Annotated in this window: 13 protein-coding genes; 9 read left to right on the top strand and 4 right to left on the bottom strand. The window is 61.4% G+C overall.

Translation table 11 applies throughout. The annotated features are described in order from the left end of the window. The first annotated feature begins 2 nt into the window (after nt 1-2). The 4 genes from GQ59_RS14195 (at nt 3) to GQ59_RS14210 (ending at nt 4,196) form a co-directional block, all read left to right on the top strand. The gene (locus tag GQ59_RS14195) at nt 3-1,289 is read left to right on the top strand and encodes a beta-ketoacyl-ACP synthase (protein ID WP_037082205.1); all 1,287 of its coding nucleotides are present in this window, start codon (nt 3-5) and stop codon (nt 1,287-1,289) included. A 59-nt stretch (nt 1,290-1,348) separates the two neighbouring features. Next, the gene (locus GQ59_RS14200; RefSeq protein WP_037082207.1) at nt 1,349-2,377 is read left to right on the top strand and encodes a zinc-binding dehydrogenase; all 1,029 of its coding nucleotides are present in this window, start codon (nt 1,349-1,351) and stop codon (nt 2,375-2,377) included. A 10-nt stretch (nt 2,378-2,387) separates the two neighbouring features. Next, complete coding sequence (locus GQ59_RS14205; RefSeq protein WP_037082209.1) at nt 2,388-3,317, top strand: lipid A biosynthesis lauroyl acyltransferase; 930 nt, start codon at nt 2,388-2,390, stop codon at nt 3,315-3,317. A 165-nt stretch (nt 3,318-3,482) separates the two neighbouring features. Beyond that, a complete protein-coding gene (locus tag GQ59_RS14210) occupies nt 3,483-4,196 on the top strand; it encodes a PAS domain-containing protein (protein ID WP_037082212.1) in 714 nt (237 codons plus the stop codon). A gap of 4 nt (nt 4,197-4,200) precedes the next feature. On the opposite strand, the gene GQ59_RS14215 is transcribed toward GQ59_RS14210, so the two are convergent. The 3 genes from GQ59_RS14215 to GQ59_RS14225 all read right to left on the bottom strand — a co-directional run bounded on the left by GQ59_RS14215 (nt 4,201) and on the right by GQ59_RS14225 (nt 5,812). Next, a complete protein-coding gene (locus GQ59_RS14215; protein WP_037082214.1) occupies nt 4,201-4,557 on the bottom strand; it encodes a VOC family protein in 357 nt (118 codons plus the stop codon). 9 nt (nt 4,558-4,566) lie between these two features. Beyond that, entirely contained in the window at nt 4,567-4,974 is a 408-nt protein-coding gene (locus GQ59_RS14220) for a polyketide cyclase (RefSeq protein WP_037082465.1), read from the bottom strand. Nucleotides 4,975-5,041: 67 nt separating this feature from the next. After that, entirely contained in the window at nt 5,042-5,812 is a 771-nt protein-coding gene (locus GQ59_RS14225) for a helix-turn-helix domain-containing protein (protein WP_051903949.1), read from the bottom strand. Between the two features lie 185 nt (nt 5,813-5,997). Between GQ59_RS14225 and gnd the strand changes: the two genes are divergently transcribed. Further along, entirely contained in the window at nt 5,998-7,431 is a 1,434-nt protein-coding gene (gene gnd / locus GQ59_RS14230; RefSeq protein WP_037082216.1) for an NADP-dependent phosphogluconate dehydrogenase, read from the top strand. A gap of 52 nt (nt 7,432-7,483) precedes the next feature. Here gnd and GQ59_RS14235 read toward each other — a convergent pair whose 3' ends face one another. Beyond that, nucleotides 7,484-8,536, bottom strand: coding sequence for a LacI family transcriptional regulator (locus GQ59_RS14235; RefSeq protein WP_037082218.1), 1,053 nt, complete (start codon nt 8,534-8,536; stop codon nt 7,484-7,486). Nucleotides 8,537-8,951: 415 nt separating this feature from the next. Between GQ59_RS14235 and GQ59_RS14240 the strand changes: the two genes are divergently transcribed. From GQ59_RS14240 to GQ59_RS14255, 4 genes are all read left to right on the top strand, one after another. After that, on the top strand, nt 8,952-10,187 hold the full coding sequence (locus GQ59_RS14240) for an ABC transporter substrate-binding protein (protein WP_037082220.1): 1,236 nt from the start codon (nt 8,952-8,954) through the stop codon (nt 10,185-10,187). A 99-nt stretch (nt 10,188-10,286) separates the two neighbouring features. After that, nucleotides 10,287-11,189, top strand: a complete 903-nt coding sequence (locus GQ59_RS14245) for a carbohydrate ABC transporter permease (protein WP_037082222.1) — start codon at nt 10,287-10,289, stop codon at nt 11,187-11,189. A 10-nt stretch (nt 11,190-11,199) separates the two neighbouring features. Further along, the gene (locus GQ59_RS14250) at nt 11,200-12,129 is read left to right on the top strand and encodes a carbohydrate ABC transporter permease (protein WP_037082469.1); all 930 of its coding nucleotides are present in this window, start codon (nt 11,200-11,202) and stop codon (nt 12,127-12,129) included. Nucleotides 12,130-12,134: 5 nt separating this feature from the next. Next, the gene (locus tag GQ59_RS14255; protein ID WP_037082224.1) at nt 12,135-13,247 is read left to right on the top strand and encodes an ABC transporter ATP-binding protein; all 1,113 of its coding nucleotides are present in this window, start codon (nt 12,135-12,137) and stop codon (nt 13,245-13,247) included. The last annotated feature ends 197 nt before the right edge of the window (nt 13,248-13,444 follow it).

Consider the following 13,444-nt stretch of genomic DNA (forward strand, 5'->3'; position numbering starts at 1 on the left):
TGATGAGCGACAACCGCTTTAAGGATCATCTCGGCCGCCCGATCATCGCGATCACCGGCATGGGCGTCATCACCTCGCTTGGCCAGGGCCTTGCCGACAACTGGGCGGCTCTGACCTCGGGCACGTCCGGCATCCACAAGGTGACCCGCTTTCCGACCGAAGGCCTGTCCACCCGGATCAGCGGCACGGTCGATTTCATCGCCGTTCCGGCCGAAAACTCCGTCGAACGCTCCTTTGCCTTCGCCCGCGAAACCACGACCGAGGCGCTCGCCCAGTCGGGCCTTTCCGGCGATTTCGACGGGCCGCTCTTTCTTGCTGCACCGCCGGTCGAGCCGGAATGGAGCGACCGTTTCGCGCTCGCCGATCGCGCTCCGCCGTCAAAGGCCGAGGGCGATGCCTATGACCGCTTCCTCGCCGCCATGCGCGAGCGTCCCGATCCGGTCTTCCTCGAAGCCGTGCAGTTCGGCTCGATCTCCGAACGCCTTGCCGACAAGTTCGGCACCCGCGGACTGCCCGTGACCCTCTCGACGGCCTGCGCCTCCGGCGTCACGGCCATCCAGCTTGGCGTCGAAGCGATCCGCCAGGGCCGTACCGACCGTTCGCTGGTGGTTGCGACCGATGGATCGGTCAGCGCCGAGGCGCTGATCCGCTTCTCGCTCCTTTCCGCACTCTCCACCCAGAACGACCCGCCGGAAAAGGCCTCCAAGCCGTTCAGCAAGGATCGCGACGGGTTCGTCATCGCCGAAGGCGCCGCGACGCTGGTGCTCGAATCGCTCGAATCGGCCATCGCCCGCGGTGCGAAGGTGCTCGGCATCATGAAGGGCTGCGGCGAAAAGGCCGACCATTTCCACCGCACCCGTTCCTCACCGGACGGTGGCCCTGCGATTGCTACGATCCGGGCTGCGCTTGCGGATGCCGGCATGGACGAAAGCGGCATCGGCTATATCAACGCGCACGGCACCTCGACGCCTGAAAACGACAAGATGGAATATGGCGCGATGCTGGCCGTCTTCGGCGATCGGTTGAAGGAAATCCCGGTTTCCTCCAACAAGTCGATGATCGGCCATACGCTCACCGCCGCAGGTGCCGTCGAAGCCGTGTTCTCGATCCAAACGATGCTGACCGGTACGCTGCCGCCGACCATCAACTACACCAATCCCGATCCGACGATCGTGCTCGATGTGGTGCCGAACAAGAAGCGGGATGGACAGCCGAAGGCGGTGCTTTCCAACTCATTCGGCTTCGGCGGACAGAACGCCAGCCTTGTCATGACGCTGGAACCAGCTTAGAGACCGTCGCCAATCACGTTTGACGAATTGGGACGCCTCCGGGCGAAGGAAGACCTAATATGCGCGCTTTGCAACTGATCGATGACCGGAAGCTCGAAGCGGTGGACATTCCCGAGCCGGAAGCACCCGGTCCGGGCGAAGTGACGCTGCGGGTCAAGGCTGTCGCGCTCAACCATATCGACGTCTGGGGCTGGCGCGGCATGGCATTCGCCAAGCGCAAGATGCCGCTGACGATCGGTGCTGAAGCTTCGGGCGTCGTCGAGGCGATTGGACCTGGCGTCTCGAGCGTCCTGCCGGGTCAGCTCGTGTCGATCTACGGCGCGCGCACCTGCGGTCTCTGCAAACCCTGCCGCGAGAAGCGCGACAATCTCTGCGAACACGTGTCCGGCGTGCACGGCTTCCACCTTGACGGTTTCGCGCAGGAAAAGGCCAACCTGCCGGCCCGCCTGCTGGTGCCGGCACCTCCGGGCGTCGATGCCGTTGCCGCAGCACTGGCGCCGGTCACCTTCGGGACCGTCGAGCACATGTTGTTCGACAATGCCAAGCTGCAACCGGGCGAAACCATTCTGGTCCATGCCGGCGGCTCGGGCATCGGCACGGCGGCGATCCAGCTCGCCAAGAAGATCGGTTGTACGGTGATCACCACGGTCGGATCGGACGACAAGATCGAACGGGCCAAGGCGCTCGGCGCCGATCACGTCATCAACTACCGCACCGACCGCTTCGAGGGCGTCGTGCGCAAGCTCACCAAGAAGAAGGGCGTCGACGTCGTCTTCGAACATGTCGGCAAGGATACCTGGGCCGGCTCGATGCTGTGCATGAAGCGCGGCGGCCGCCTCGTTACCTGCGGCTCCACGTCAGGCGTTTCGACCGACATGAACCTGATGATGCTCTTCCAGCAGCAGCTGAAGCTGTTCGGCTCGTTCGGCTGCCGCATGGAGAACATGGCGAATGCCATGCAGAAGATGGCCCAGGGCATCGTTCATCCCGTGATCGACACGGAAGTCACCTTCGCCGAGATCGACAAGGCGTTGGAGCGGATGGAAACCCGCCAGGTGTTTGGCAAGATCGTCCTCCGGATGGACTGAGGCGTCTCCCGTGAAGATGTTCATCACCCGGATCGCCCTGGCGCTCCTCCACTTCCAGCAATGGGTGGTGGCGCAGAGCGCGTTCGGGCTCCTCAACTTCCTGAAGATTTTTCCGGCGGATCCGGGCATTCGGTTCGCCGACCGTATGGCGCGGCGCATCGGGCCGAAGCTCGGCCGCCACAAGCTGATGCTCGTCAACCTGCGCAACGCCTATCCGGAAAAGACCGACGAGGAGCTTGAGGAGATCGCCATAGCGAGCTGGGGCCACATGGGCCGGCTCGCCGCCGAATACGTCTTCCTCGACCGGTTGTTCGATTTCGATCCCGAACAGGAGAAGCCGGGCAGGGTGGAGGTCTCCGGCGTTCCGATCTTCGCCGACCTGCGCGACAATCCGCGGCCGTTCATCGTTTTTACGGCCCATACGGGCAATTTCGAACTGCTGCCGGTCGCCGGCAATGCATTCGGCCTCGAAGTGACGGTTCTCTTCCGGCCGCCGAACAATCCTTATATCGCCGACAAGGTCTTCGCCTTCCGCAGCGCCCGCATGGGCCAGCTCGTGCCTTCGCATGCCGGCTCTTCCTTTGCTCTGGCGCGCAAACTCGAAACCGGCGGCGGTGTCGGCGTTCTGGTGGATCAGAAATTCCGCAAGGGCCTCAAGACCAGCTTCTTCGGCCAGCCCGTCCAGACGAGCCCATTGCTTGCAAAGCTGGTTCGGCAGTTCGACGCCGAAGTGTATCCGGCTCGCTGCATCCGGCTGCCGGGCAACCGCTTCCGGCTCGAGATCGAACCGAAGATAGAATTGCCGCGGGACGCCAACGGCAAACTCGATCTCCAGGCAACCGGCCAGCTGCTCAACGACAAGGTGGAAAGCTGGGTTCGCGAATATCCGGAACAGTGGCTCTGGTACCACGACCGGTGGCATATCAAGCGCTATCTGTAAGCAGATTTTGAGATTTTTCGGACCGCGTTACTGCAATTTCTACTTTATGTGACCAGCTAGAAATCAGGTCTGCTTTTGAGGGATAAATTAATCTGAATCGCGTTGAATATTGGTCGATCTTGGGGAAGGATCGGCGATAGTCTCCGGCACGAGGGAGAGGGCATCTTGGAAGCGTTGATCGATCTGTTCTGGTCAAAATACGCCGATCTGCGGCGGGCCGTCGAACGCAACGATGATGATGCAACCGCCTCGCTCGATCGTGAACTCGATCCGCTTCTGCTCGCTGTCTTTTCGAGCCAGAGCAAGGATCCGGCCAGCATCCAGGCACAATTCCGCTTCGCACTCGATCTCCTGAACGAAGAAGCCGACGACCGCGGCTGCGTCCGTCGCAACGGACATTTGCTGCAGATGCTCGTGGAACGCTACGTCGTTCCGGAGACCGGTCTGTCGGCCAATCGCCGTCCGGAACCGGAATCGCCCGATTATGGTGTGATCGCCGATGCAACGGCAGACGGTTTTCTTGACGACGCCCTGCTCAACCGGATTTCCGACCGCATCGTGGTGATCGCGCCGGGCTATAGGATATTCTACTCCAACGAGACCAATGCACGCCGTCTCGATCTGGCGCGCGATGCTCTGATCGGCCGGCATTTCGCGGAATTCGTCGGCCTTCATCGTTTCAAGAACGATTTCAAGCCAAACCTCGATCGCTGCTTTGCCGGTGAGAGCATATCATTGACCTACGCCGATCAGATCGACGGCCAGACGGTCGTCGTCCGCTGCCGCATGTCGCCCTGCGTTTCGGGATCTTCGCAGCTGATCGGCGCGCTTCTGGTGATGCAGGAAACTGCCGACCGACGCCGGCGTCCCGCGGCCTGAGACTCTACCTGTCGGACCAGACGGCCAGTTCGTAACCTTGCCGATCGGCGAAGTGGAACCGCCGGCCACCGGGGAACGAGAAGATCGGCTTGACGATCCTGCCGCCGGCTTTCTCGACCCGCCCGAGAGCGTCTTCCAGATCATCAGCGAAGAGAATGACGAGCGGGCCGCCTTTGGCTGCTACATCGGTCGATTTCGCAAAACCGCCCGTCAGCCTTCCGTCCTGGAATTCGCAATAGTCCGGTCCGTAGTTCGTGAAGGTCCAGCCGAAGGCCGAGCCATAGAACGCCTTGGCGCCTTCGATGTCCTCCACGTTGAACTCGACATAGTCGATCTTGCGATCCGCACCCCTGGTTCCCATCAGACCCGCCTATTGCTTTTCTTCCAGCAGGGTTTTCAGTGCCCTGAGATCCTTGCGCACATGAGCCGCATCCACTTCAAGGGCCGCGTCGTCAAGGTCGGGGCGCTGGAAAAGCGTGAACATGATTTCCGCACCGTCGCCGTTCGGCACGACGCGTAATGGATTCTCGACGACAAGTCCGTTTTCCATCGTCACCGTGTGGTCGAGAATGCCGAACGGGTTGTCTTCCGCGAATCGCACGCGCACCAGGCCGATCGGTCCGCCGTCGCCGATCCAGTCGTCGCCGTCTTGGGTCAGCCCGGCGGCGAGGCCGGATGCCCAGAGCGGCATGTTTTCCGGGCGGCTTGCGAAGGCGTAGACTTGCCGCCAAGGCCTCTCGATGCCGATATGGATGATGCGGGCGGGCAGGGTGGTCATCATAGCCTCCTCGATTTTCCTTCAGTCTATCCGAAGAGAAACGGCGGTTCTTGAACGAAACGGACAATCAGCCGCAAAACTGTCCGCGAATCTCCCTTGGCGTCAAAGTCGTCAATTCCTTCACGTCGCGCGTCATATGCGCCTGATCGGCATAACCGGCTTCAAGCGCGACGATCGCAAGGTCTCCGGGCTGGCGCACCAAGCGCAGAAGGCGCTGCAGGCGAAGGATCCGCTCGAGCGTCTTCGGCCCATAACCGAAATGATCGCGGCTGCGCCGGCGCAGCGTGCGTTCGCCGAAGGTTTTTCGCACGGACAGTTCTGGAGATGCGCCGACGCCGAGCGCCTCGAAGAGCGCCCCCATGTCCCCCTGCGGCTCCACGGCCGCCAAGGCCTCGTTTTCGGCCCACATCCGGAAAAGAGCTTGCGTCGCTGCTGAGCAGGTCTCTTCGGTAAGCCGCTCCTCGATCGTCCGGACATCATTCCGCAACTCCCGGAGCGGCACGGCCCGCCCGACCAGCTCGCTCAGCGGGACATCGAGCCAGCGCAGGGCGGCACCCGGCCTGAAACGCAGACCAAGAACGGTTTCTCCGGCGGGGAGGGCCGGGAAAGCAGCGGTGCGGTCGGGGCCGATCACCATCAGCCGGCCGCCGGCCCAGATCAGGTCGGAGCAACCGTCCGGCACGACCGCGATCTGCCCTTCGAACTCATGAGGCAGCCGATGTGACCAGAGACGACAAAACAGCTTCGACAGCGGCCCGATGGCCGACCGCTCCCGGTAAGCACCGGCGCGCATGGCCAGAAGGGGCTTGGCCACCCTCGTGTCTGCGATGTCTTTCATGTCCTCGTTTTGGCATCAGAAGAGGGCGTTCACAAGGCGTGTGAACGAGCGAAATCGAGGCGCTCTGGTCGCGGCAGGAAAGGGTCACGTGTCATGGAAATTTAATCGTTTAGCGTCGCCATCGCCTTGCCGTTTCCCTATATGAATGCGACAACACCCTCGAATCTCAATATGGAGGCACATCCGTGGAACAGGCAGAAATCGGCCTTATCGGGCTCGGCGTCATGGGCTCTAACCTCTCCCTCAACATAGCCGAAAAAGGCAACAAGATCGCCGTCTTCAACCGGTCTCCGGAAGCGACCCGCAAGTTCTACGCCGAGGCCGGCGAACTGCAGGGCCAGCTTGTCCCCTGCGAGACGCTTGAGGAATTCGTTGCCTCCATCCGCCCGCCGCGGCCGATCATCATCATGATCAAGGCCGGCGATCCCGTCGACCAGCAGATGGAGCTTCTGAAGCCCTACCTTTCGGCCGGCGACATCATGATCGATGCCGGCAATGCGAATTTCCGCGACACGATGCGCCGCTTCGACAATCTGAAGGACAGCGGCCTGACCTTCATCGGCATGGGCGTCTCCGGCGGTGAAGAAGGTGCGCGCCACGGCCCGTCGATCATGGTCGGCGGTACCGAGGAAAGCTGGAAGCGCGTCGAGAAGGTGCTGACCTCGATCTCGGCGAAATTCAACGACGAGCCCTGCGTCGCCTGGCTCGGCGAAAACGGCGCCGGTCATTTCGTCAAGACCATCCATAACGGCATCGAATATGCCGACATGCAGATGATCGCCGAAATCTACGGCATCCTGCGCGACGGCCTCGGCATGAGCGCGACTGAAATCGGCGGCGTATTCGGCAAGTGGAACCAGGGCCGCCTGAACTCCTATCTGATCGAGATCAGCCAGACGGTCCTGACTGCCACCGATCCGATTTCCGGCAAGCCGATGGTCGATGTCATCGTCGATGCCGCCGGCCAGAAGGGCACCGGCAAGTGGTCGGTCATCGAAGCCCAGAACATGGGCGTTGCTGCGACCGCCATCGAGGCTGCCGTCGCCGGCCGTGTCCTCTCGTCCCAGAGAACCGAACGCCTGGCTGCCGAAAAGATCTTCGGCCTTCCGAAGGTCGCGGAAGCGCCGAAGGACAGAGCTGCGTTCATCGCCGACCTCGAAAGCGCACTGCTCGCCGCCAAGATCGCCGCCTATGCGCAGGGCTTTGCCGTCATGTCGGCAGCGTCCGCCGAATATAACTGGAACCTGCCGATGCCGACCATCGCCAAGATCTGGCGCGCCGGCTGCATCATCCGCTCGGCCTTCCTCGACGAGATCACCTCGGCCTTCACCAAGGATCCGCATGTGCCGAACCTGATCGTCACGCCGGCCTTCGCGCAGATGGTCAAGGATACCGACGCCCCGCTGCGTCGCGTCGTATCCTACGCTGCTCTCTCCGGCCTGCCGGTTCCGGCGCTTTCCTCGGCGCTCTCCTATTTCGACGCCTATCGTCGCGGTCGCGGCACTGCGAACCTCATCCAGGCGCAGCGCGACTTCTTCGGCGCCCATGGCTTCGACCGCCTCGACGGCGTCGACAAGCATCACGGCCCGTGGGGCAGCGGCCTCAGCGAATTTGCTTGATCATTGATCCACGCAACGCAAAACGCCCGCCAATCCGGCGGGCGTTTTCGTTTCAGTCCTTTGGCGCCATCTTCGACCAGACGGGCTTTGCGACACTCTGCAGCAGCTCGGGCCCAACGCCGTCGATGCGCGCCATCAGGGCCTTGGCGAGCTCGCGCCCGGCCTGGCGGATATCCTCGCTGACCGTATAGATCTCCGGGCGGATCCAGTTGAGGAAGTCGGCCGACTGTTTCGATACCATGTCGACGTCGTGGCCCAGTTTCCTGCCCGCGGCCTCGAGGCCGGCCACCAGGGCGATCGTCGCCGATCCGCTGATCGAGATGATGCCATCCGGCGGTTCGGTCGCGCGCATCATCCGTTCCGCATAGGCGCGGATCTCTTCTAGCGGCGTCTCGCTGGTCACCCGGCCCATTGGCACTTCGGTGGCACCGAAATCGGCAAGACCGCGTTCGAAGCCGATGCGGCTGTGGACGTAGAACGAGAAGCGGCTTCCCGGCGACAGGAACGCGATCCTCCGGCGGCCTTTTTCGACCAGTTTCTGAACGGCCTTGTAGGCATAGGCCTCGTTGTCATAGTCGTGATAGGGATGGACTATCCCCATGTCGGTGCGGCCGTGGGTGACGAAGGGCAGGTTCCGCTCCGTCATCAGCCGTACCCGCGCGTCGTCGGGCTCGATCCGCGAGATGATCACCCCGTCCGCCGAGCCGGTGTCGAGAATGTAGCGCACCGGCACCATCGGGTCCTTCTGGAAGGAATGCGGCGTCACCACGAGGTGATATTGCGTGCCACCCAGCACTTCCGAAATGCCGTGCACCATCTGGCTGGTGAAGCCCATCAGCTCTTCGTCGATGCTGAGCACCAGTGCGATGACATTGGTCTTGCCGGTTCTGAGGCGCACGCCGGCGCGGTTCGGCTGATAACCGAGCTGGTTGGCGACAAGGCGAACGCGTTCCTTGGTGTCGGCGCCGATATCCGGCGCGTCCTTCAGCGCCCGCGAGACGGTGGTGATGCCGAGACCCGTCATATAGGCGATCGTTTTCAAGGTAGGACGTTCACGGACCGCCGTCTGCGTTCCTCCCGTCCTTGGTCTTCCGCTGTCATCCATGATTTGCCGTCGCTGCCCCGAGTCAGGTGGCCACTATAAAGGGCCGAAGCTTGCCCGGAAACGTCGCGACACCTCCTTGTCCTCCGATGCGAAATTAATAACTGAAACGATACAGGTAAAATGTCGAGAGGAATTTTGCCGATTGGAAAACTGCCATTCCTCTGAGTTGTACAACGCAGATGCGAAATGAAGTTTTGCGAATGCGAAAATCAGACTTCCTGATATTGACCAAAAATGGCTCAAATATTGGCCTACGGACTTTGTTTCGGGCAAATGAACGCACCGGAAAATTCTCCGAAACTCCTCTCCTGATTGCATTTTCTCTGTTGGCGAAATTTTTCGGACAAAACCGGTTGCGTCATATCAGCGATTGCCCTACGTTTTTACGGCAACGTTTCAGTGAGGGAGGAGACTCATGAATATTCGTTCTATGGCGGCTGTACTTGCCGCAACCGTGATGCTGCCGTTAGGTGCGGCTCATGCCACAGATCTCGAAGTCACCCATTGGTGGACATCCGGAGGCGAGGCTGCCGCAGTCGCGGAACTCGCCAAGGCTTTCAACGCAACCGGCAACAAGTGGGTTGACGGCGCGATTGCAGGTTCCGGCGGCACCGCCCGTCCGATCATGATCAGCCGTATCACCGGCGGCGATCCGATGGCGGCCACCCAGTTCAATCATGGCCGCCAGGCCGAGGAACTGGTCCAGGCAGGCCTGATGCGCGATTTCACCGATCTCGCCAAGAAGGAGGGCTGGGACAAGATCGTCCGCCCCGCGGGCCTGCTGAAATCCTGCACTTTCGAGGGCAAGATCTACTGCGTGCCGCTCAACATCCATTCCTGGCAATGGCTGTGGCTTTCGAACGACGCCTTCAAGAAGGCGGGCGTCGCAGTTCCGAAGAACTGGGACGAGTATGTCGCAGCCGCTCCGGCGCTTGAAAAGGCCGGCATCGTGCCGCTCGCAGTCGGCGGCCAGGCCTGGCAGTCGACCGGCTTGTTCGCCGTGCTGACGGTCGCGATCGGTGGCAAGGACATCTACCAGAAGGTCTATGGCGACAAGGACGCAAAGGTCGCGGCCGGTCCTGAAATGGCCAAGGTCTTCAAGGCAGCCGACGATGCCCGCAAGATGGCCAAGGGCACCAACGTCCAGGATTGGAACCAAGCCACCAACATGGTGATCACCGGCAAAGCCGGCGGCCAGATCATGGGTGACTGGGCGCAGGGCGAATTCCAGCTGGCCGGCAAGAAGGCCGGTGTCGACTATACCTGCCTGCCGGGCCTCGGCGTGAACGAGGTGATCTCGACGGCCGGCGACGCCTTCTACTTCCCGGTCCTCAAGGACGCGGCGAAGACGAAGGCACAGGAAGCGCTCGCCTCGTCGCTTCTCGACGCCAAGACGCAGGTTGCCTTCAACCTCAAGAAGGGCTCGCTGCCGGTGCGCGGCGACGTCGATCTTGCGGCCGCCAACGACTGCATGAAGAAGGGTCTCGAGATCCTCGCCAAGGGCAATGTCGTCACCAGCACCGACCAGCTCATCACGCAGGATACGCAGAAGCAGCTCGAAGACCTGATGTCGCAGTTCTTCGCCAATACGTCGATCACGGCCGAGGAAGCGCAGAAGCGCTTCGTCGCTATTTTCTCCAAGGCCGGTTGATCCGACAGACAGCGATCCAACAGCCGGCTCCGCATCCGAGAGGGGCGGGGCCGGAGGTGGCTTGCTTCCAGCAGCCTTTGCCATCCAGAGGAGTTGACCATGGCGGCGCACACTCAGCCCGGCCGACCCAACCAGTTATTCCGCAATCTCAATTCGAAGATTGCCTCGATCCCGATGATGCTGACGGCCGTGGTGATCTTCCTCGGCGGCACGATCTGGACCGTCGTTTATTCCTTCACCAATTCCAAGCTCCTGCCGCGTCTGTCCTTCGTCGGCCTGGAACAGTATGAGCGGCTCTGGGATACGCCGCGCTGGATCGTCTCGATCCAGAACCTGGCAACCTACGGATGCCTGTCGCTGATCTTCAGCCTGACGATCGGTTTCCTGCTGGCTGCGCTGATGGACCAGAAGATCCGTTTCGAAAACACGTTCCGGACCATCTTCCTCTATCCGTTCGCGCTGTCCTTCATCGTCACCGGCCTTGTCTGGCAATGGATCCTGAACCCCGAATTCGGCGTGCAGTCCGTCGTCCGTTCGCTCGGTTGGACGACCTTCACCTTCGATCCGCTCTACAATTCCGATATCGTCATCTACGGCATCCTGATTGCCGCGCTCTGGCAGGGGACGGGCCTCGTCATGTGCCTGATGCTCGCCGGGCTTCGCGGCATCGATGAGGACATCTGGAAGGCGGCGCGGGTCGACGGCATCCCGATGTGGAAGACCTATCTCTTCATCATCATCCCGATGATGCGGCCGGTCTTCGTCACCACGCTGGTCATCATCGCCAGCGGCATCGTCAGGATCTACGACCTCGTCGTGGCGCAGACGAGCGGCGGCCCCGGCATCGCCTCCGACGTGCCTGCCAAATACGTCTACGACTACATGTTCTTCGCCCAGAACCTCGGCCAGGGCTTTGCGGCATCCACCATGATGCTTCTCGCCGTCGCCATCATCATCGTTCCCTGGGCCTATCTCGAATTCGGAGGACGCAAGCGTGGATAAATCGCTCACGATGCCCATCTCTGGGCCTGCCATCTCCGGCTCCAACGGTTCCCGGCTGCAAGCCGGTCCGCAGGGAAAACGGCCCCGCAAGGTGCTCTCGCCGCGCAATATCATCGTCTACGGTGCGCTCGGCCTTGCGGCAATTTATTACCTTATTCCTCTCTATGTGATGGTCGTCACGTCGCTGAAGGGCATGCCGGAAATCCGCCTCGGCAACATCTTTTCGCCGCCGATGGAGATCACCTTCGAACCCTGGGTGAAGGCTTGGGCGCAGGCCTGCACGGGCTTGAACTGCGATGGTCTTTCGCGCGGCTTCTGGAATTCGGTTCGCATCACGGTGCCATCGGTGATCGTGTCTATCGCGATTGCCTCGGTGAACGGTTATGCGCTCGCCAACTGGCGGTTCAAAGGCTCGGAGATCTTCTTCACGATCCTGATCGTCGGCGCCTTCATCCCCTATCAGGTGATGATCTATCCGATCGTCATCGTGCTGCGCGAAATGGGCCTCTACGGCTCGCTCTACGGCCTCATCCTGGTGCATTCGATTTTCGGCATGCCGATCCAGACGCTGCTGTTCCGCAACTATTTCGTCTCGCTGCCGGAAGAGCTGTTCAAGGCTGCCCGCATCGACGGGGCAGGGTTCTGGCAGATCTATTTCCGGATCATGCTGCCCATGTCGCTGCCGATTTTCGTCGTCTCGATGATCCTGCAGACCACCGGCATCTGGAACGACTTCCTGTTCGGCGTGGTGTTCACCCGACCGGATACCTATCCGATGACCGTTCAGCTCAACAACATCGTCAATTCCGTCCAGGGCGTGAAGGAATACAACGTCAACATGGCGGCGACGCTGTTGACGGGTGCGGTTCCGCTGATCGTCTATTTCGTTTCCGGCCGGCTTTTCGTCCGCGGTATCGCGGCCGGCGCAGTCAAAGGGTAAGCCTGATGCTCAACAATGTTTCCGCGCGCACTCAGAGCAGCGTTTCCATCCGCGACCTGTCGTTGTCCTTCGGCTCCGTGAAGGTGCTCGAAAACCTCAACCTCGACATCCATGATGGCGAGTTCCTGGTCCTGCTCGGCTCGTCCGGCTGCGGCAAGTCTACGCTCTTGAACTGCATTGCCGGGCTTCTCGAGCCGACCGAAGGCCAGATCTTCATCAAGGACAAGAACGTCACCTGGGAAGAGCCGAAGGACCGCGGTATCGGCATGGTGTTCCAGTCCTACGCGCTCTATCCGCAGATGACGGTGGAAAAAAACCTGTCCTTCGGCCTGCGCGTCGCCAAAATCCCGAAGGCCGAGATCGATCGCCGCGTGGCGCGCGCCTCCGGCATCCTGCAGATCGAACCGCTTCTCAAGCGCAAACCCTCGGAACTCTCCGGCGGCCAGCGCCAGCGCGTTGCGATCGGCCGAGCGCTGGTGCGTGATGTCGACGTCTTCCTGTTCGACGAGCCGTTGTCGAACCTCGACGCAAAACTGCGCTCCGAACTGCGCGTCGAGATCAAGCGGCTGCATCAGGCGCTCAAGAACACGATGATCTACGTCACCCACGACCAGATCGAAGCGCTGACGCTGGCCGACCGCATCGCCATCATGAAGAGCGGCGTCATCCAGCAGCTCGACGACCCGGTGACGATCTACAACAAGCCGAAGAACCGTTTCGTGGCGGCCTTCATTGGTTCGCCGGCGATGAATTTTCTCACCGGAGAGCTGGCGGAGGAGGGCGGTCGCGCCGTCTTCAGGACCAATGGGGTCAGCTTCTCTCTCGCCGGTTATGATGCTTCCGAGCCGCTGAAGGCTGGACGCAAGGTGACCCTCGGCGTCCGTCCGGAGCATATCAAGGTGGACGGCGATATCGCCGGCGGCGAAGTGCACGAGGCGGTGGTCGATATCGAGGAGCCCATGGGCGCCGACAACCTGCTCTGGCTGAAACATGCGGGCCACGTGATGTCGGTTCGCATCGGCGGCGCACGGCGTTATGCCGTCGGCGCCAAGGTGCGCCTCGCCTTCGACATGACCATGGCCTCGCTGTTCGACGCCGAGACGGAAGAGCGGATCTGATGTTTTCGCCGAGCCACTTGCAGGTGGACCGATCGCCTTTAGGGCAATTGTCGTCGTGGCAGACAGTACCCCCCTCTGTCCTGCCGGACATCTCCCCCTCAAGGGGGGAGATCACAAGTGGCCTGACCATCGCCCTACAGCCACCCACACTGCTTTCTGGGCATTCGATGAAAAAAGGTGCGCGTGCGCCCAGCCAA

Origin of the sequence: Neorhizobium vignae, from assembly GCF_000732195.1 — a bacterium.
GTDB classification, from domain to species: Bacteria; Pseudomonadota; Alphaproteobacteria; order Rhizobiales; family Rhizobiaceae; genus Neorhizobium; species Neorhizobium vignae.